The organism is Indolivaga macrotermitis (assembly GCF_900128985.1).
GTDB classification, from domain to species: domain Bacteria; phylum Bacteroidota; class Bacteroidia; order Bacteroidales; family Dysgonomonadaceae; genus Dysgonomonas_A; species Dysgonomonas_A macrotermitis.
The window spans coordinates 19,719-39,430 of sequence record NZ_FQUC01000009.1 but is presented as its reverse complement, the minus strand read 5'-3'; the positions used below and the strand labels follow the sequence as shown (position 1 = coordinate 39,430).

The following is a 19,712-nucleotide window of genomic DNA, read 5'->3' as shown; positions in this document are numbered from 1 at the left end:
TCGAAAATATTAAACCATTGAAAGGAAGAAATTAATCAATTATTCTTCCTTTTGTTGTTTTTTATATGCAAGCTTTCAGATATTCGGAATAAAAAACGGAGGGTCTCAATTCCCGGAAAGAATGTAATAATACATTTAAGTAAGGACGTTCAAAATCGTGTCGTTTTATAATCTGATGATCAATAGCAAGAACATCCAGATCCATTTTAACAACTCCTTGCGATTTATCTGTTGACTTCCGGCCAAGTTCTGCTTCTATCGATTTTAATTTCTGCTTAACAAACTCATAATCAAAATCCGAATTAATAATAGCTAGCTGATTATAAAACATGGTGGTAAAATCGTCGCCGAAAGGCTCGGTTTCAAGCATCTGTGAATATGTAATATCAGAAAAATATCCCCCCAAAAGCAACCTGCACCGGGACATATTCTCTTCTCGATCTACATTCGAACCTAAACTAACCAGATATGTTTTCATAATCGGATACAAATATACATTTATACATTCATTTTTCATTAAAAAACAAACGATTGAATTATTTGAAGTATATTTGATGTCTCGGTTAATATACTTGATCCAAATTATGAAAAAAATACTTTTTCTATTCTGCTTATTCCTGCTTGGATTTACCCGTCTATCAGCAGGAGAGAAAACTCCTCTTATATATAAGATAAACATTAAACAAGAGATAGGTACTACAACATGGCACCATCTTCAAAACGGATTGCATTTTGCTGAAAAGGAAGGTGCTGACTATATTATTCTGGATATGAATACATATGGTGGATATGTTATGGAAGCTGACTCGATGCGTACAGCCATCTTAAATTGTAAAATTCCGGTATATGTATTTATTAATAATAATGCAGCTTCAGCCGGTGCTTTGATATCTATTGCCTGCGATAAAATATTCATGCGAAACAGTGCTAATATAGGAGCAGCAACCGTTGTAGACGGAATGGGAGAAAGAGCTCCGGATAAATACCAGTCTTATATGAGGGCTTTGATACGTTCTACGGCCGAGAGTCACGGTAAAGATACTATCATAGAAAACGGAGCAACAGTTATCAAATGGAAACGTGATCCGGCTATTGCCGAAGCTATGGTAGATGAAAGGGTAAAAGTCGCTATTCTGCCCGACACTACAAAAGTATTGACTATGACAGCAACCGAAGCCATTTCGGTCGGTTATTGTGATGGCATCGCTGAAAATATTTCTGAAATAGCCGTCAAATATATAGGGTTGCAGAAATACGATTTAAAATCATATAATCCTACTGCGTTTGATTATATCAAAGATTTCCTGACAAACGGAATAGTACAAAGTTTGCTAATCATGATTATTGTCGGGGGAATCTATATAGAAATGAAGACTCCGGGAGTTGGATTACCTATTGCTGTAGCAATTACTGCTGCCCTACTCTATTTCACTCCGTTATATATGGACGGATACGCCCAGAATTGGGAAATTGTAATATTTGTACTTGGATTAATACTCATCGCCTTTGAGATATTTGTCATCCCGGGATTTGGTGTGGCAGGTATCAGCGGTATAATATTGGCTGCTACCGGTCTATTTCTCAGCCTTGTAGGAAATGTCGATTTCAGTTTCGAAGGAGTGTCTAATGATGAAGCTCTAAAGTCGCTGATAACTGTAGTTGTTGGTATATTTATGTCTTTCATTCTTATTATTTTTCTTATAAGCAGAGTTGGTAAGGAAGGAAGCGTATTTAGAAATATTGCTTTAACCAGTGACCAGGAAGGATTTATTTCGGTGCCCGAAGAGCAAAAGCATTTTATTGGTAAGACCGGATATGCCGCAACTGTACTTCGCCCTTCCGGAAAAATAGTTATTGACGACAATTACTATGATGCTGTTGCCAATCGCGGGTTTATTGAACAAAACAAACCTGTTAAAGTAGTCAAATACGAGAATTCTCAACTGTATGTAATCGAAATAAAAGAACGTACCGATGCCTGAACAGAGCAATTCTAAAAGTTAAAATAGAAATTTCATGAAATTTGTAGGAATCATTCCGGCCAGATATAGCTCGAGCCGCTTTCCGGGAAAACCTCTAGCCGACATGGCGGGGAAAACTATGATACAACGTGTATACGAACAGGTTAAACTTGTTCTTGATGACGTATGGGTAGCAACTGACGACGTTCGAATATTAGATGCTGTCGAAGCATTTGGAGGAAAGGCTGTTATGACATCTGCTGATCATAGAAGTGGAACTGACAGATGTAAGGAAGCTTATGAAAAAATAGAAAAGACATTTGATGTTGTAATAAATGTACAAGGAGACGAGCCTTTCATACAGCCCCGTCAGATTGAAGAGCTAAAGTCCTGTTTTAATAGTAAGGATGTAGAACTAGCCACATTAGTAAAACCCTTCAGAAAGAAAGACGGTTTTGATGTATTATTTAATAACAACTCGCCTAAAGTTGTTATTAATAAAAAAGATGAAGCTATTTATTTCAGCCGTTCTATCATTCCTTATATAAGAGATGCAAAACATACCGAATGGCTTGATAAGCACACTTTTTATAAACACATCGGAATGTATGCTTATCGTGTAGATATTCTGAAAGAAATAACCTTGTTACCACAGTCATCTCTAGAATTAGCAGAATCGTTGGAACAGCTTCGGTGGATCGAAAACGGATATAAGATCAAAGTCGGATATACTGATCTTGAAACAATAGGTATAGATACACCTGAAGACATGGAAAAAGCTCTGAAAATGTTAAATATCTGACAATTCTATATCAACATAAGAATTATTCGACAGCAGTTAATTTATAAAAATTACCTGTTGTTTTTTTTAACTTTCACAACTAAACACTTGTTTAACTTGATTATCTGAGTTATATTTGCACTAAACAACCGTTTAGAACAGATGTTTAACACAGAAGATTCACATATTGTAAAAGAAAAAATCCTAAAAGAAGCTCAGGATTTATTCATCCGGAATGGATATAGGGGCACAAGTGTCAGGGATATAGCAAAAGCATCGGGAACGAATGTAGCAATGGTTAACTACTATTTCCGGTCGAAGTATAATTTATTCGAAATTATATTCGAAGAGGCAATGGATGTGCTTACCTCCAGAATCCTCGAAACTATCAATTCCGACCTACCTTTCTTCGAATTGATCGAAACATGGATTCATACTTACTATGAGATATTATTTGAATATCCACAGATAGCTGCCTTCATATTAAATGAAGTAAGCCTTAATCCTGAAGCTCTGACTCAAAGGATAAAGAATAAAAATCCATTCAGTTCATTCAGTAAAATCGAAGCCCGTATCCATGAAGAAGTAAAGAAAGGGGTAATAAAAGAAACACCGGCCGCAGATTTCCTGCTGAATATACTCTCTTTATGCATGTTCCCTTTTTTATTTGGCAATATGGCTATGACATTGCTTGAAATCCCTCGTAATACATATGATTCCCTGATAGCCAGTCACGAAAAATATGTCATACAATTTGTGACCAATGCACTTAAACCCAATATAAACAACACAGAGAACGCCCAATAAAATACAAGAGGATATGAAACAACAATATAAAATGGGTGTTGACGTAGGGTCAACTACTATTAAGATTGTGATAATAGACTCGCAATCGCAAATTATCTATAAGGCCTATCGTAGACATCAGGCTAATATACAACAGTCTTTTATTGAAGAACTTCAAAAGGTTATCACTGAATATCCGGATACTGAATTTTGTATTAACATTACAGGATCCGCCGGAATGGGGATAGGCGAACGCATAGGTATTAGCTTTGTACAAGAAGTTGTAGCAGCTGTAGAAGTTGTAAATAATGTGTATGCCGAAACTCATACATTAATAGACCTAGGTGGCGAAGACGCCAAAATGGTATTTTTCAAGAAAGGAAAACACCCTGACATACGAATGAACGGGAGTTGTGCCGGAGGGACGGGAGCCTTTATCGATCAGATGGCCAACTTAATGAATATATCGACCGATGAATTAGGAATACAGGCTCTTAAATGTGAAAGGATCTATCCTATCGCTTCCCGGTGTGGTGTATTTGCTAAAACAGATGTTCAAAATCTGATCAGCCGTAATATTCCTGTAGCGGATATTTCGGGTTCAATCTTACATGCTGTTGCTTTACAAAGTGTTACAACCTTAGCCAGAGGTTGTAATATTCAACCTAAGATACTCTGTATCGGAGGTCCTTTGACATTTTTACCGGCATTGCGTAATGCTTTCCGTAATGTGCTCAAGGTATCTGATGCAGATCTGATTGTTCCTGAAAATGGAGAATACTTTCCAGCATGGGGTGCTGCGTTATATAACGAAAAAGAAGCCGTTTATCACAACTTAAATGAACTGATAACAAGGTCAGAAACAAAAACAGGCTTACAAAAAGAATATTTACCAGCTTTATTCAACGATGATACTGAATATAAGCTTTGGAATAAAAGCCGAAAAATAAAACCTCTAAAGTTCAAAGAACTAGGTACAGACAAAAATATAGAATGCTATTTGGGTATAGATTCGGGGTCTACCACGACTAAAATTGTGATTATGGATGCTGATACCAATATTCTGTACACTTTTTATGGTAGCAATGAAGGTAACCCTCTCAAGAAAGTGGTCGAAGGGATGGAACAGTTCCAACAAAAAGCCGCAGAAAAAGGGGTTAACTATAAAATCATATCATCAGCAGCTACAGGATACGGTGAAGACCTGATCAAGTCGGCTTTAGGACTCGACTATGGTATCGTGGAAACGATGGCTCACCTTTCGGGTGCTCAATATGTAGACCCAAAGGTATCATTTATATTAGATATTGGAGGACAAGACATTAAATCTATATTTACGAACAACGGGGTGATCTCTAATATAGAGTTAAATGAAGCCTGTTCTGCCGGGTGCGGTTCTTTCTTACAAAACTTTGCTTCTACGATGGACATGTCTTTGGGTGAATTCTCAAAGGCTGCCTGTATCGCACAATATCCATCGGATTTAGGTTCGCGTTGTACTGTGTTTATGAACTCCAAAGTGAAACAATCTTTGCGGGAAAATGCAGGTATGGATGATATCGCTGCCGGATTAGCCTATTCGGTTGTAAAGAATTGTTTGTACAAAGTTCTTAAAATCTCTAATCTTAAACAATTAGGGGACAATATAGTAGTACAGGGAGGAACATTCCGGAATGATGCTGTATACCGTGCATTGGAATTACTCTCCGGTAAATCGGTAAGTTCAACAGATTATCCTGAATTGATGGGTGCATTGGGTGCCGCATTATATGCCCAGAGGCTTTCCGATAAAAAAGCCGAAACAGCACATGTTTCAATGTTCTCTTTACCTGACCCGGAAGCGATCAATACCAAAGAATTGCAATGTAAAGGATGTACTAATAGCTGTTCGGTACTTCGCTTCAAATTCGAAAACGGAAACCTCTGTTATGCTGGTAATAAGTGTGAAAAAATATTCTATAACAAAAACTCCACTCAAAAAGGAGGATTCAACGGTTTCGACGAAAAGAATGAAATACTTTTCAACCAAAAGGTAAATCCCGATAATATATTACTCGGAAAAACCATTGGTATTCCACGGGTGCTGAACATGTTTGACAACTATCCTTTTTGGCATGTATTATTATCAGAATCCGGGTTCAATGTAAGACTATCTCCGGAGTCGACATTCCCTCTCTATCAAAAAGGTGTAGGTGGTGTCATGTCCGATAATATATGCTTTCCTGCCAAGTTAGTTCACGGGCATATACTTGCTTTGATAGAACAAAAGGTCGATAGAATATTCTACCCTATCATTCCTAAGGAAGAGAAAGAGTTCGGTAGCTCGTCCAACTCGTTCAATTGCCCGGTGGTAAGCGGTTACCCGGAAGTTATCCGAAGCTCTGTTGAACCGGAAGAAAAATATGGCATACCTCTTGACAAACCAGTCATTACATTCAGTAATGATAAAGCCTTAGAGAAAGGTTGTTATGAGTATCTTTCGTCATTAGGAGTATCAAAAGCCATATTCGAAAAGGCTTTTGATAAGGCTATGAAAATAAAGAACGAAACCAAGATACTATTAAGAGAAAATCAAAAGGTACTACTGGAAGATGCTATCAAAAATAATCAGACAGCTTTTGTTGTAGCAGGTCGTCCATACCATGCTGACCCACTTATCCACCAGAAAGTCGGACAAATACTGTCTGATCTGGGTGTACTGGTTTTTACGGATGATGTATTCCGCAAAGAAGAAAGTAGAGGCTTTGGCAAACTCAATATTGTATCACAATGGTCGTATCCGAACCGTGTGGTTCAAGCAGCTATGGAAGTAGCTAAGCTACCTCAGAATATACAATTGATACAATTAAACTCGTTCGGCTGCGGCCCCGACTCGTTCATTATGGACGAAGTACAGGATATATTGAAACAAGCCGGCAAGAACCTCACCGTATTGCGTATCGATGAGATTGCAAGTCCGGGTTCAATCCGCTTGAGACTACGGTCTTTGGTTGAGTCCCTTAAGACAATTAATACTGTAGAACATAAGATAAATACGGATGACTATAAAGGATACCGCACGCCTTATACCAAGGAAGACCGGAAGAAAACTATCCTTATTCCTTGGTTTACCGACTTCTTATCGCCCTTCGCTCCTGCATTAGGTGAACTGGTTGGTTATAAGATTGAAAACCTGCCTAAATCAAACAAAATATCTGCAGATTTAGGTTTAATGTATGGTAACAATGAAGTATGTTATCCTTCGACATTAATACTGGGAGATATTATAAATGCCCTGCAATCGGGGAATTATGATGTTCAGGATATAGTATTGGCAATAACCCAAACAGGAGGTCAATGCCGTGCTACAAACTATCTGGCTCAAATAAAGAGTGGATTACAAAATGCAGGATTCAGAGATATTCCGGTAATTGCCCTTTCATCCGGAGATTCTTATCAGAATGAGGAGAGTGAATTCAGTATAGACTGGAAAAAGCTGGCTAAAATAGCAGTCGATCTGGTCTTATACTCAGATACTTTACAGCAGATGCATAGTTCGATCTCTGTCAGAGAAAAGAAGAAGGGTGATTCTCTGTCTGCATTTGATTTCTATATCGAAAGAGGGATAGATGCAGTCAGGGCGAACTCGCCTAAAATACTGAGACGCCTACTAAAAGAAGCTGTAGCCGACTTTAACAATATCCCGATACATAATAAGCAATATACAAAGGTTGGGCTTATTGGTGAGATATTCCTCAAATACAATAACTATGCTCAGGCCAATATTACCGAATGGCTCAGATCGAAGGAAGTAGAAGTGTCCTGTCCTCCTCTACTTGATTTCCTACTACAGTTTTTTGTAAACAGCAAAGAGGATGTAAAGAATGGATTACGAGAAGAAACCATCTTCGAAAAGGCGATGAAACCTGTTATCTGGCAACTTATCAACATGAAGATCAAAAAATATGAGAAGATCATGAAAGGTTTCCGTTTCTACGAAACGTCGGAATCCATCTTTGCTAAAGCCGAGGCAGCATCAGAAGTACTTAGTCTCTCAAACCAATTTGGTGAAGGCTGGCTCATCGCCGGAGAAGTAGCGCACTATGCCCGGAAAGGGGTAAATAAAGTGGTTTGTATACAACCATTCGGATGTATCGCTAATCACATTGTAGCTAAAGGTGTTGAGAAACGAATGAAAACCCTGTATCCTGATATGAATATTCTGTATCTGGATATTGACGGAGGTATTGCAGAAGTGAATCTGCAAAACAGGTTGCATTTTATGATATAACCGGATCGGGTATAACTTAATTTGTTTATTTGAATAAAGTCTGATATTAAGCTTTTATTTTTGTGCTATAACTCTATAATATGAAAAAAATAATTTTTACTGCTATATTAATACTTCAAAGTATATTTTCCTATTGTCAGATAATTGATGGTATAGGAGGGATTCGATTGGGAATGACCACTACAGAAGTGGCTAAAGTTTTGGGAAAGAAAACCTTGAAATTCAAGGATAAATATAAATATGAATTAACCCCAACATATGAGATATCTAATTATGTTCCGGTTAAAGGGTACTATATAAAATCATTAAAACTGACATTTTTCAGAGACTCTCTTTATAGAATGTCTAATTCTTCGGGCTTCATGGATGGACAAACAAACATCGGAGACGCTCTTACTATAAAATATGGAGAACCTCGGAAAGAGGTAAAATCCTATGACAGCTCATATAGAAATCAGTATGGAGTTGTTATTAATAGTGGCGGATATTGGACTGTATATACATGGAATACAGGATCTCCGGATATAAAATGTACATTAGAGTCTAAAGGTAGTTCTGAATACCGTATTCCTTCCGGTGATTTTGAATTAATCAACCAACATATTGCTAACAGAATCTGGGAATATAGGAAAGAATTGGAGATAAAATGGAAAGAAAAGGATAAAATAAGGAATGAGGAAAGAAAGAGCGAACTAGACGGGCTATAACTAACGTTCCTCCAATCTTCGGTTTACAATCCGATGATATGATAAAAAACAGAGAATAGGCTATCTGGTTTGGATAGCCTATTCTCATCTCTTTATCTTAGTTGAGCTCCCAGCTCTTGTTCTAATGATTTCTGTATCTTCTGCATAATAGTATCGATCTGCTTATCGGTCAAAGTCTTTTCGTCATCCTGTATTACAAAGTTGACCGCATATGACTTCTTCCCATCAGGTAAGTTCTTTCCTTCATAAACGTCAAATAAGCTGACATCTTTTAATAGTTTCCTTTCAGACTTATAAGCTATCTTCTCGATTTGTTCGAATAATACATTCTTATCAAGCAGTAAAGCCAAATCGCGTTTTACCGAAGGATATTTGGAGATCTCCGAGAAAGTAACTTTATGTTTCTTAATCTCTTTCATCAAAGCATCCCAATTCAGTTCGGCAAAATAAACTTCGGTATTCACATCAGTTTGTTTCAGCAATTTCTTGGCAACTACCCCGAGAGTACCTAGCACCCTCTTATGGGTTTTGATGGTCAATGCTGCACTATATATGTCGTTTGAAAACTGCTCGTATTCGTAAGCTTCCTGAGATATACCCAAACGTAATAATACGTTCTCGACATACCCTTTCAGATGATATACAGATGCTTTCTCCTCTTGAGCTGCCCAACTATTGTTAATAGTATCACCACACAACCAGAGACCTAAATGAAACTCTTCCGAATATTCATTCAATGGCTTTTCAGCATCTTTCTTATTCCCATCAAAGTAGTAACAATTTCCGAGTTCGTACATTCTCAGGTTGTTGCTTTTTCGATTGCGGTTATAAGCTATACTTTCCAATCCGCCGAAAAGCAATGTCTGGCGCATTACATTCAGATCGGTACTTAGCGGATTAAGTAAACGCACACAAGCTGAGTCGGGATAAGTGGTCGAATCAGAATAGTAAGCCTCTTTTGTCAAAGAGTTATTCATTATCTCCATAAAACCGGCTCCGGTCAATTGTTCGGATATCAGATTTTGTAAATCGTAACTACGGTCGGTCGGAGTCTGATATGAAAGATTTGATTTTAAAGAATCACCTATCTCGACATTGTTATATCCATATACACGGAGTATATCTTCAATAACATCGACATTGCGGGTCACATCTACACGGTATGTAGGAATGCTCAGGATCAGACTGTCTGTCGATTCACCTTTGACCTCAACTTCCAGACTAGATAATATAGATTTAACTGTCTCTTTCGGTATTTCTTTTCCAATAAGAGTATTCACCTTACTGAAAGATAGTTCGACTGTTTTATTCTCTATCTTTTGAGGATAAACGTCCTGAATATCTCCGACAATAGTACCTCCGGCAACTTCCTGAATAAGTAAAGCTGCACGTTTCAATACATACAAAGTATCGTTAGGATCTGCACCACGTTCGAAACGGAACGACGAATCTGTATTCAATCCGTGACGGCGTGCTGTCTTACGCACCCATGTAGGATCGAAATAAGCACATTCGAGAAATACGTCTGTAGTAGTCTCGGTTACACCTGATTTCAGACCTCCGAATACACCACCGATACACATTCCTTCCTTATCGTTACATATCATCAGGTCTCTTTCGCTTAGAGCATGTTCTACTTCGTCCAAAGTTGTAAACTTAGTACCTTCGGGTAAAGTTTTCACATATACAGTACCTCCACTGATATATTTTTTATCAAAAGCATGTAATGGATGCCCCAATTCATGCAACACATAGTTAGTAATGTCTACCACATTGTTTATCGGACGAAGCCCTATAAGAGATATACGGTCTTTCAACCAATCGGGACTTTCTTTAACTGTAACACCCGCAATAGTTACTCCTGTATAACGGGGACAAGCTTCTGTGTTTTCAACCTTCACCTCAACTCCTTTAGTTGCAGAGTCTGTTTTGAAATCATCCACTGATGGACGCCTCAACTCCGAAGGATTTCCGTTCTGTTTCAGATAAGCTGCAAAATCGCGGGCTACACCAAAATGTGAAGCTGCATCTACCCTGTTTGGTGTAATATCTACTTCCAGTATATAATCGCTCTTGATATTATAATAATCTTTGGCTAAAGTACCAACAGAAGCATCGGCCGGAAGCACGATAATTCCATCGTGGCTGGTTCCGATACCAATTTCATCTTCTGCGCAAATCATACCGAATGATTCTTCGCCTCTGATTTTGGATTTTTTGATGGTAAAAGATTCTTCTCCCGAATATAACTTAGTTCCAACCAAGGCAACTACAACCTTCTGTCCGGCAGCAACATTAGGCGCACCACAGACAATCTGTAAAGGTTGCTCCCCCCCGACATTTACAGTTGTAACATGCAAGTGATCTGAATTGGGATGGTCCACACATGTAAGCACCTCACCTATTACAAGGCCTTCGAGTCCACCTTTTACAGTCTCTATTTCCTCGACCCCTCCGGTTTCCAACCCGATAGATGTCAGCGCATTTGAAACCTCTTCGGGTGTCAAATCGAAATCAACAAAATCTTTTAACCAATTGTATGAAATATTCATATTCCAAAATCTTTCTTAACTGCTTATAAACAGCTGTTTATATTTATATTTTTCTCTTTTCGGTTTTACTATGCCAAAATTACAAAATTTATTAACGTTACGAAAGCTTGCTTTCATATTAATGTTCCTACAAAACGGCTTTCATATATTAATTGAGCTTATCGTAAGTTATAAAGGTGTACAATATGAGTATAATCAGTGTCACCCTTTTGCTTACTTTGTCACTTTTATTTACATCTAAAAATCAACAGCTTAACTCTCAAAAGGGTGACAAAGGTGACAAAAGTGACACGTTTTTTCAAAAAATTTATTTTTGTTCTACGGATCAATGTTATTGTTTCTTGAATACGCAGTAAAAATATCAGCATAAGTTAATCCTTGAAACCTCATATCCCGAAAGTTGTTGTTTTTAATTTTCTTCCTTATAAACATATGCCTTTTCTTATAGATAAAAGTAGCATTTAATCACAGAATAGAAGCTGTTAAACATTCATTTATTATTAAAATGCGATTTTGAAAGAAAAAATCTATTAGCAATTAAAAAACCTTTTACTCAGGTATTTTGTTCTTATTCCATACTCGGCAAAATAATTAACAGTTGGTGATTACAGAAATTAACCGTATATTTGCGCCGCTTTAATAATAAAAGCATTTCGGATCTTAGCGAAGAACCGTGCTTTCCGAGAATCGGAAGGGCTTTTGTCTGTAGAGTGATTCTAAGGGCAAGGGCTTTAGTAGTAACCTAAACAATATTTTATGAAGTATTTGAAGTACTTTTTGTTGGCTGGGATAGTATTAATAACATCATCATCCTATACAACAGGAACTTCGAAGGTTTCGGAAGGAATTTATCCGGGAAACCTTATGCCTGATTTAAAATTAGAAAATGAAGAAGGCAGTAAACTTGATCTTAAGTATTTAAGGGGAGTTAAAGTGTTGGTAAACTTTTGGGCGGCATACGATGCCGACTCGCACATGAAGAATGTTCTTCTTTGGAACGCTTTGAAAAAAGAGAAAAATCCGTTAGTAATGGTATCAGTAGCCTTCGACCGGAACAAAGCAGTTTTCGAAAAGACATTGAGTATGGATGGAATCGACAAGGCATATCAGTTTTTAGATATGAATGGTAACGATTCAGAAATTTACCAAAAGTACCAGCTAGGTAAAGGATTCAAAAATTATCTGATCGACGAAAATGGAGTCATCATTGCAATGAATCTAACACCAGCAAGATTGAATGAAATTTTAGAAAATGAAACTTTGTAGTATGAAAAAAACCAGCCTCAGCAATTGAGACTGGTTTTCTTTTTTATTTAAGTATTCTTTATCAGAAATGCCATGCAAAACCAAACAGAAAGTCTATCTCTGCAAACCAGAAATGTTGAGATGCTTTATCCCTGCTGCTACCTGTGGTACGGATACTAGGCATATTTATATAACCTTCTTTTCCCTCGCAACGAAGAAAAAACAAATCCCATAGCAAAACATCGGCGCCTACTTTTGCATTCAATCCATACCCGGCTAAATGAAAATCATCGTGACGCTCCTGATCAAACAACGTCGCATTAGTCTTAGGCAATAAGAACCCTGCACCACCACCAACTAATCCGTTTATTTTAAGAATCCCGTTCTTATAGAAGTTGTGATAGTATTCGAATTCGGCATTAATGTAATTCAGACCATCGGTATGTTCGAACGTCAAGAAATCTTCGGTCAGTTTAATCTGTCCATCTTGAATGCGATCTTCGAACTGACTTGGAACTTTTCCCGAAATTTTAACCGTTTGATTTTGATCCATTACATATTTCATATGATCCACACCGATACTGATGGCCATATTATCCTTAAAGAAATAACCTATTCTGAAGTTAGTTTGGGGAATAGTTATACGGTTTAATTGCAAATAGTTATGATAGCTCACCGACGACAGTTTATCATGTGCAACCGTACGGTACAGTTTAAAATCATAATCATCTCCTTTGAAATTGATAGTCGAGTTTGTATAATGAGCCCTGTTCCATCCCCAAAAAGCAAAGAATTTACCTTTCTTATAAGCTGGTTCTGTTTGTGCTACCAGTACACACGAAAACACTATCAAAAGTGTTGAAAGTAATAGTTTTTTCATATTAAGTAAATAGCTAGAATATTTAATGTTTTATTTATGACACATATATCTGCTGAAAATAGTGTTCCTTATTTTTATTCAAAACTAAAGTGCAGGGGTTAATCCCACTATAGTTAATTTAAACAAAAATTATCAAAAAAAGTTCACGTTAAATCTTGTCCTACTTTCACTAACCTTACAGCCCTGTATTTGAAGAAGTACAACAGTATGACTACCAATATAATTATCCCTGCAATAAGCATATACCCCAGAATCTCTTTTATACTTACAGTTACAGCCTGTATCTGAACCTTACTATAAATAGCATTCGCCGCCATCATTTTAGCATCCTCGATACTCAACCCCTGAGCAAGGGAACTTGTATACGTTTGATTATACAAACTGGTTGCGGCGGGATTCAACGAGTCAACGCTTTCTGACAAGACCATTATATTCTTTTGTTGTGCACGGTATAACCAGTTAGCCATAACACCCGATGCTACAGCCGGAGCTAATGCTGACCTGGCACAGATAAGGAAAAAGGCATTGTATATCAGCTGTTGCGGCTCCAGTCCCTGTATTGAGTATACCCCCATAGCCACAAACAGCACAAGCATTCCTAACCCTTTCAGGAACATCGGCAAATACAAGTCCTCATACATTCCGGTAGGCTGTACATTGAAGTATAACAGCCCTATAGCCAGCGAAAAGCAGGCAAAGCCTATAAACATAAGCCACGCCATACGTATTGCCCACCGATAGAGATAGTAGCAAATAAAACCTCCCAGTATAATACCCGGAATCATATACAAAAACAATTCGTTAGACTTTGTGGCATCCAACCTCAGCACTGAAGTTACATAAGCAGACGACAGTGTGGTAAATGATGCCATAAACATCATCAGAAAGGAAAAGAGGAATACGACCACCGAGTTACGGTTCTTTAGTACAGACATATCCACAAAAGGACGTTTGTCTGTCATCAATTGTCTGCGGATAAACATCCACCCCAGAATAGGAATACTTATCGACGCATAAAGTATATTTTTTGAAGCAAACCAATCGTTAGTCTTACCGTATGTACAAACATAAATAATAGCCATCATTACGCACGATGCCTGAAAAAAGCTATACCAATCGACTTCTTTATACGGAAGGCGAATCAGTTTTCGCCCGAAAGCCATAAATATCACAACCAAAAGCATGGCGATAAGCAGCAATACTATCATAAAATAATACATATACTGCCATTGATAGCTATAAGCAAATTCGGCTGTCAGAACCAACGAAAGTTGCCCTATAGTTAATGTTATCGGATAAAATTTCGAATAAAACTCATTACGAGTACCACTGGGAGCTACAATCGGGGTTATAATCAATATGATCTCCATCAGCGAAAACGCCTTGAAATACCCGATAAAAAAACTGGCTACAATAATAATCTCGACATAAGAAGTCGTAGCACATACCAGACTCAGTATCAGCTGGGCGAAGAGTACTGTAAGAATAATGGTTTTGGTTGTGGCAACCGGCTTCACAATAGGTATCACGGGATATGCCATAGCCATACCTGCCGAAGCCGCAAAATACGCCATATTTATATCCTCCGACCAGACACCGAGAAATCCCGAAATATCGACACTACTCCCTGTATATGCCCCGTTGATAAGCATGACAGGAAACAACACAAAGAGTGCCACCACAGCTTTAAGCCATGTAGGAACCCATTCTCTGAAATGCTGAGGTGTTGCCGCCGATTGTGCCATTATCTCAAGATTGCTTCTGTTTCGACCATCATTCCTGCACGGAATTTAGCCATATCCTCATCTGATATTTCTATAAAATCGATTCGCACAGGAATACGCTGTTGTATCTTTACAAAGTTTCCTGCCGAATTATCTGTCGGTAACAAAGAGTATTTAGATCCGGTTGCTTCCGATATAGCTGTTACTTTACCTTTAAAGACTTTATCCTTTATTGCATCTACACGTATATTAACAAGCTGCCCTATATAAATATTCTCGATTTGTTTTTCTCGATAATTGGCTATCACCCATTTGTCGTTACCCCTCACCAGATTGGTTATCGTTTGTCCGGCCTGTATAAGTTGTCCTTCTTCGAGGGTACGCCGACCTACGTAGCCCGAATAAGGAGCCGTAATTACGGTATATGAAAGGTTTAGTTTCGACATGGCCAGATCAGCCTCACGACGGGCAATAGCAGCCTCAACGCTACTTCGCTTTTTCTGGGTTTCGGACGATACAGATTTCACCGATTCTTGTTGCCTGATCAATGCATTGTAATGAGCTTTCATCGCATCATACTCGGTCTTCATCTGGTCGAATTGTTGATGAGATACGGCATCCGCTTCCAACAGGTTCTTATACCGGTTATAATCCTGTTCCGATTTCCATAAACGGGCTTTTGCCTCCTCGATATTAGCTTGCGAAACGGCAACATTAACCGATGTTGTATTAATTGTAGAACTTAATATTGCGGATGATGCTTCGGCATCCTTCAAAGCAGCTTCGGCATCCAGCAATTTTATCTGGAACTCACGATCATCTATTACAAGTAACGTATCCCCTTTGTTTACATACTGATGATCGGTAAAATTTATTTTACTAATATACCCGGCTACCCGGCTATTGATGGGCGACACATATTGCTCGATAGTAGCATCGTTAGTTATTTCGTACTCATAATAGCGTAGGAATATACTGGAAGCCCATACCAAACCTGCCAAAGCCAGTACTATGGTAAGTATATTGAGAAAAACATTGCGACGCTTCTTGTTTTGCAATTTCTTGTAAATGCGTTGCTGTTCGAGTTTTCTGTCTATTTCGTCTTTTTCTACATCCATATAAAAGAGGCTTATAATTTACCACTGATTTCGAGTAATTGATAATATGTGTATATAACATTGGTGCGTGCAGCCGTCAATTGAAGTTCTGCATTCAATTGTACAGTGTTCGCATCGAGCAGATCGGTAAGGATTGATAGCTGATTGAAATACTTCTTATGAACAATGCGGTAATTTTCGTCCGCCTGCTTTAAAGAATGTTCCAAAACCTTGACCTTATCCAGTGCTTCCTGATGCTTCAAATAGGCAGCTTTTACACTTGTACGTATATTTTGCTTTTGTTGATCTTCGGCTAATTCCTGCAAATTGATCTGCGTTTTTGCCGACGACAGAGAATGTTTCCGGTCGAACAGTGATGAGATACGGTACGACAGGTTCAGAGTCAGCCCCCACGAATTCAGATAATAATCCTGTACAGGAGAAGTATTCGGAATAGGTCGCTGGAAAGTATTTCCGAATTGCAAAGACAAAGCCGGAAGCAGGTCTGCTTTTGTCAGCTTCATATTATTCCGCGCCAGATCAATATTTGTTCTGCTGATCTTTATATCAGGATAGTTCTCATAGGCCGATTGTATATATTCTTCGAGAGTTACAGTCATATCTTCCTTTTCTTGCAGGAAAGTCGAGTCCGGTTCAAAAAGCAAATCTTCGTCCATCGCCATTACAATAGCCAATTGCTGCGATACAAGGATTATATTGTTCCGGCTTTCTTTCAATAACAATTCGTAATTCGATAGTTGTATTTCGGAACGGAGAACATCATTTGTAGTTATCATTCCTTCTTCACGCATCTTACGTATATCCTGTAATCGTTTACCGGCTTCTTTTATATTATGTTGGTAAACATCCTGTTGCCTATACAGGTCATACAGGTCGAGATATTTACCTACTAACCAGAGTTTCAGACCCGATTTATCTTTTTCGAGACTCAGTCGTGCCACCTCTTCATCCAGTTCCGATTTCTCTATATTACCCTTTATGCGGCCACCCTGATACAAAGGCTGTGTTGCTACAACCTGATAGTTTTGCCTCCAGTCGGGAGCCTCGGGATGCTTCATAAACGACAGGTCGCGATCTAATATTGTAGAAGTACCAACATACCCGAATTGTCCTACAACCTGAATATCAGGCAGTAATTTATTCTTAGCCAAAGCCAAACGGTCTCCGCTTATCTGAACCTTCAATTCGGAAGATTTGATCGACAAGCTATATTCAAGCCCTTTTTCGAAAAGTTCCGGAACTGTCAGTTTGTAAGTCGCCTGCGCTTTCACTGAACTTATGACAGTCAGCCATATGACCGGCACTATAAGGATAAATACCTTTTTAGTCATTACTTATAATCTCGTTAAGTTCTTTTAAATAAGCCGTACAACGCTTCAACCTGTCCATATCCACATTCGTTTCTACTTTATGATATACAGCCCCTACTATCGACTGTATCTGTTCGTGCCGTGCTCTCCCCTCTTCTGTTAGAATAACAAGTTTATTGCGTTTATCGTTCTTATCTTCGATCCGTTTTATCAGATTCTTTTTCTCCATATTGTTGAGTAAATATGAAAGGCTCGATTTGTCTTTATATGTAAGTGCAGCCAGCTCCTGCTGTTTTATCCGATCCTGATTATACAAACGTCTGATTATATGGAGCATCTCGAAGGAAAGGTCTATCCCCAACGCTCTCAACTCTTTATATATTGCCTGCCTGTATGTAGCCTGCACCATCAATATAGCGTATACAAATTCTTGCATTGTTCAATATCCTATTTTTTCGGCTGCAAAATTACATAAAAAAAATATTGGTTGAATGTTCAACCAATATTTTTTCATATAATTTTATTACTAAGGATAAATAATCCTTAAAAAATCGTAGCTATCTATAATTGATATTATTTATCACTCCAGCCTTCGTATCCGCCATCGATACTGTAAACATCCGTAAATCCTTGCTGAGCCAGATAAGCAGCCACGTTCTGGCTACCGTTTCCATGATAGCACATAACCAAAACTGGTGCATCTTTCGCTGTATTTGTCATTACCTCAACAATACTTTCCTGTGTGAGATGAATCGCCCCATCCAGATGCCCTTCAGAATAACTTTCTGAGTCCCGCATATCTAACAATACAGATTGTGGATTATTAAGCTTTTCTTTCGCAACCTGTTCATTTATTCTTTTAAACATATCATTTACCTTTCAAATAATTTATACTGACCTAAAACGCCTTTAACCCGCTATTTGTTCCCGTTTTAATTATTAATAAAGATATAACCATTTAAATAAGTTGCAAACAATATCCAAATAAGATAAGGTATGAATAGCCATGCGCTTGCCTTAACCAATTTATATGCCCGGATGATGTAATACAATACCAGAACATCCAACAGAAGAATATTGATTAGCCCCAAAAGCGGATTTTGAAAATAGAAAAAGGATATGCTCCATGTAAAATTAAATACTAACTGAATAATGAAAAGAGTAATCAGGGATCGCTTTCTCCAATTTCTAGAATTTAATACCAAACCGATAGAGATTCCCATCAAAAGATAAAGGATACTCCAAGCTATCGGGAAGGCGATATTGGGAGGAGTCAGCGGCGATTTATTCAATGCCGGATACCAGTTTGCAATGGCCTCTGTCTGAAAGTTACTTGCTGTAAAACCTACAATAAAACAGGCTAATACAGGTAATACAATGTTCAATATTTTTTTCATACTTCTGATTTTAATTATATAATGTTCCGAACCTATTCTCCGGAAACTTGTTTTCTTTTATAGATTTCCCTGATGAAACCTTAATAAGATTACAGTTATGATAAACAACATTACACCCGAGTTAAAGAAAAGGCTTCTTATAGAACAACGCAATGAAGTAACCGAAATTCTTGTTTACAAAAATATTTCCCGTTTTATAACAGACGAGCATAACAAAAGCGTTATTAACGAAATAATCTCACAAGAAGAAAAACATGCGCAAATATGGCAATCGTATACCGGTCAGCAAGTCAAACCATATAAATTCAAAGTTTGGCTATATACTAATCTGGTTCGCTTCCTTGGGTTGACCTTCGGGATCAAGCTAATGGAGCAGGGCGAACGGCAAGCTGCTATAGACTACGAGAAGTTATCGCATATTATACCCGAAGCTAAAATAATCCAGCATGAAGAAAATGAACATGAAGCCAAACTGATAGAGATGATCAAAGACAAACCTCTCGATTATCTGGGTTCGGTTGTTCTTGGGCTGAATGATGCTCTTGTAGAACTGACAGGTGTATTGGCCGGGCTTACCTTCGGTCTCCAAAACTCTAAAATGATAGCTTCTGTAGGAATTATTACAGGTATAGCTGCAGCTTTTTCGATGGCAGGTTCGGAATACCTGTCTACCAAAACAGACGGTACAGGAGATGTTAAGCCCATCACAGCATCTATTTACACAGGTATTGCCTATATACTTACAGTTATTGCACTGATTCTACCCTACCTTCTTGTCAGCAATGTATACATAGCTCTTGCAATTACTATCGGTATAGCTATACTCATTATTGCTGCTTTCAATTACTATACTGCCATAGCGAAGGGATACTCATTCCGAAAACGTTTTCTCGAAATGTTATCTATCAGCTTAGGCGTAGCATTTATCAGCTTTATCATCGGATTGATAGTAAAATATGTCTTCAATATAGAGGTATAAAG

Annotated in this window: 16 protein-coding genes; 7 read left to right on the top strand and 9 right to left on the bottom strand. The window is 38.0% G+C overall.

Features of this window, described 5'->3' with window-relative positions; all coding sequences use genetic code 11:
- Nucleotides 1-61 precede the first annotated feature (61 nt).
- Entirely contained in the window at nucleotides 62-478 is a 417-nt protein-coding gene (locus BUC12_RS12345) for a 2-amino-4-hydroxy-6-hydroxymethyldihydropteridine diphosphokinase (RefSeq protein WP_157257523.1), read from the bottom strand.
- 106 nt (nucleotides 479-584) lie between these two features.
- Here BUC12_RS12345 and BUC12_RS12340 point away from each other — a divergent pair, with 106 nt between their 5' ends.
- The 5 genes from BUC12_RS12340 (at nucleotide 585) to BUC12_RS12320 (ending at nucleotide 8,505) form a co-directional block, all read left to right on the top strand.
- On the top strand, nucleotides 585-1,982 hold the full coding sequence (locus tag BUC12_RS12340; protein WP_062180006.1) for an NfeD family protein: 1,398 nt from the start codon (nucleotides 585-587) through the stop codon (nucleotides 1,980-1,982).
- 34 nt (nucleotides 1,983-2,016) lie between these two features.
- Nucleotides 2,017-2,763, top strand: a complete 747-nt coding sequence (kdsB, locus tag BUC12_RS12335) for a 3-deoxy-manno-octulosonate cytidylyltransferase (RefSeq protein WP_062179731.1) — start codon at nucleotides 2,017-2,019, stop codon at nucleotides 2,761-2,763.
- A gap of 141 nt (nucleotides 2,764-2,904) precedes the next feature.
- Nucleotides 2,905-3,549, top strand: coding sequence for a TetR/AcrR family transcriptional regulator (locus BUC12_RS12330; RefSeq protein WP_062179728.1), 645 nt, complete (start codon nucleotides 2,905-2,907; stop codon nucleotides 3,547-3,549).
- Nucleotides 3,550-3,562: 13 nt separating this feature from the next.
- Entirely contained in the window at nucleotides 3,563-7,798 is a 4,236-nt protein-coding gene (locus BUC12_RS12325; protein WP_062179725.1) for an acyl-CoA dehydratase activase, read from the top strand.
- A gap of 80 nt (nucleotides 7,799-7,878) precedes the next feature.
- Complete coding sequence (locus BUC12_RS12320; RefSeq protein WP_062179722.1) at nucleotides 7,879-8,505, top strand: hypothetical protein; 627 nt, start codon at nucleotides 7,879-7,881, stop codon at nucleotides 8,503-8,505.
- Nucleotides 8,506-8,597: 92 nt separating this feature from the next.
- Here the strand turns inward: BUC12_RS12320 and pheT are convergent, their stop codons facing one another.
- Nucleotides 8,598-11,057 carry a phenylalanine--tRNA ligase subunit beta gene (gene pheT / locus BUC12_RS12315; RefSeq protein ID WP_062179720.1) on the bottom strand — a complete coding sequence of 820 codons (2,460 nt, stop codon included), beginning with the start codon at nucleotides 11,055-11,057 and terminating at the stop codon, nucleotides 8,598-8,600.
- Between the two features lie 756 nt (nucleotides 11,058-11,813).
- Between pheT and BUC12_RS12310 the strand changes: the two genes are divergently transcribed.
- A complete protein-coding gene (locus tag BUC12_RS12310) occupies nucleotides 11,814-12,323 on the top strand; it encodes a TlpA family protein disulfide reductase (protein WP_062179717.1) in 510 nt (169 codons plus the stop codon).
- A gap of 61 nt (nucleotides 12,324-12,384) precedes the next feature.
- On the opposite strand, the gene BUC12_RS12305 is transcribed toward BUC12_RS12310, so the two are convergent.
- The 7 genes from BUC12_RS12305 to BUC12_RS12275 form a co-directional block, all read right to left on the bottom strand.
- A complete protein-coding gene (locus tag BUC12_RS12305) occupies nucleotides 12,385-13,182 on the bottom strand; it encodes a hypothetical protein (protein WP_062179712.1) in 798 nt (265 codons plus the stop codon).
- A gap of 143 nt (nucleotides 13,183-13,325) precedes the next feature.
- Nucleotides 13,326-14,927, bottom strand: coding sequence for an MFS transporter (locus tag BUC12_RS12300; protein WP_062179710.1), 1,602 nt, complete (start codon nucleotides 14,925-14,927; stop codon nucleotides 13,326-13,328).
- The gene (locus tag BUC12_RS12295) at nucleotides 14,927-16,024 is read right to left on the bottom strand and encodes an HlyD family secretion protein (RefSeq protein ID WP_062179707.1); all 1,098 of its coding nucleotides are present in this window, start codon (nucleotides 16,022-16,024) and stop codon (nucleotides 14,927-14,929) included. The genes BUC12_RS12300 and BUC12_RS12295 overlap by 1 nt, the downstream gene beginning before the upstream one ends.
- 11 nt (nucleotides 16,025-16,035) lie before the next feature.
- Nucleotides 16,036-17,355 carry a TolC family protein gene (locus BUC12_RS12290; protein WP_062179704.1) on the bottom strand — a complete coding sequence of 440 codons (1,320 nt, stop codon included), beginning with the start codon at nucleotides 17,353-17,355 and terminating at the stop codon, nucleotides 16,036-16,038.
- A complete protein-coding gene (locus BUC12_RS12285) occupies nucleotides 17,348-17,770 on the bottom strand; it encodes a MarR family winged helix-turn-helix transcriptional regulator (protein WP_062179702.1) in 423 nt (140 codons plus the stop codon). The genes BUC12_RS12290 and BUC12_RS12285 overlap by 8 nt, the downstream gene beginning before the upstream one ends.
- 137 nt (nucleotides 17,771-17,907) lie before the next feature.
- The gene (glpE, locus tag BUC12_RS12280; protein WP_062179699.1) at nucleotides 17,908-18,201 is read right to left on the bottom strand and encodes a thiosulfate sulfurtransferase GlpE; all 294 of its coding nucleotides are present in this window, start codon (nucleotides 18,199-18,201) and stop codon (nucleotides 17,908-17,910) included.
- A 65-nt stretch (nucleotides 18,202-18,266) separates the two neighbouring features.
- Nucleotides 18,267-18,731 (bottom strand): TspO/MBR family protein, encoded by a 465-nt coding sequence (locus tag BUC12_RS12275; RefSeq protein ID WP_062179696.1) that lies wholly within the window; start codon nucleotides 18,729-18,731, stop codon nucleotides 18,267-18,269.
- Nucleotides 18,732-18,828: 97 nt separating this feature from the next.
- Here BUC12_RS12275 and BUC12_RS12270 point away from each other — a divergent pair, with 97 nt between their 5' ends.
- Nucleotides 18,829-19,710 carry a VIT1/CCC1 transporter family protein gene (locus tag BUC12_RS12270; RefSeq protein WP_062179694.1) on the top strand — a complete coding sequence of 294 codons (882 nt, stop codon included), beginning with the start codon at nucleotides 18,829-18,831 and terminating at the stop codon, nucleotides 19,708-19,710.
- Nucleotides 19,711-19,712: the final 2 nt, after the last annotated feature.

Excerpts from the sequence above, each read along its gene's own strand:
- BUC12_RS12345 (WP_157257523.1), bottom strand. The coding sequence starts at position 478 with ATGAAAACATATCTGGTTAGTTTAGGTTCGAATGTAGATCGAGAAGAG.
- BUC12_RS12340 (WP_062180006.1), top strand. The coding sequence starts at position 585 with ATGAAAAAAATACTTTTTCTATTCTGCTTATTCCTGCTTGGATTTACC.
- kdsB (WP_062179731.1), top strand. The coding sequence starts at position 2,017 with ATGAAATTTGTAGGAATCATTCCGGCCAGATATAGCTCGAGCCGCTTT.
- BUC12_RS12330 (WP_062179728.1), top strand. The coding sequence starts at position 2,905 with ATGTTTAACACAGAAGATTCACATATTGTAAAAGAAAAAATCCTAAAA.
- BUC12_RS12325 (WP_062179725.1), top strand. The coding sequence starts at position 3,563 with ATGAAACAACAATATAAAATGGGTGTTGACGTAGGGTCAACTACTATT.
- BUC12_RS12320 (WP_062179722.1), top strand. The coding sequence starts at position 7,879 with ATGAAAAAAATAATTTTTACTGCTATATTAATACTTCAAAGTATATTT.
- pheT (WP_062179720.1), bottom strand. The coding sequence starts at position 11,057 with ATGAATATTTCATACAATTGGTTAAAAGATTTTGTTGATTTCGATTTG.
- BUC12_RS12310 (WP_062179717.1), top strand. The coding sequence starts at position 11,814 with ATGAAGTATTTGAAGTACTTTTTGTTGGCTGGGATAGTATTAATAACA.
- BUC12_RS12305 (WP_062179712.1), bottom strand. The coding sequence starts at position 13,182 with ATGAAAAAACTATTACTTTCAACACTTTTGATAGTGTTTTCGTGTGTA.
- BUC12_RS12300 (WP_062179710.1), bottom strand. The coding sequence starts at position 14,927 with ATGGCACAATCGGCGGCAACACCTCAGCATTTCAGAGAATGGGTTCCT.
- BUC12_RS12295 (WP_062179707.1), bottom strand. The coding sequence starts at position 16,024 with ATGGATGTAGAAAAAGACGAAATAGACAGAAAACTCGAACAGCAACGC.
- BUC12_RS12290 (WP_062179704.1), bottom strand. The coding sequence starts at position 17,355 with ATGACTAAAAAGGTATTTATCCTTATAGTGCCGGTCATATGGCTGACT.
- BUC12_RS12285 (WP_062179702.1), bottom strand. The coding sequence starts at position 17,770 with ATGCAAGAATTTGTATACGCTATATTGATGGTGCAGGCTACATACAGG.
- glpE (WP_062179699.1), bottom strand. The coding sequence starts at position 18,201 with ATGTTTAAAAGAATAAATGAACAGGTTGCGAAAGAAAAGCTTAATAAT.
- BUC12_RS12275 (WP_062179696.1), bottom strand. The coding sequence starts at position 18,731 with ATGAAAAAAATATTGAACATTGTATTACCTGTATTAGCCTGTTTTATT.
- BUC12_RS12270 (WP_062179694.1), top strand. The coding sequence starts at position 18,829 with ATGATAAACAACATTACACCCGAGTTAAAGAAAAGGCTTCTTATAGAA.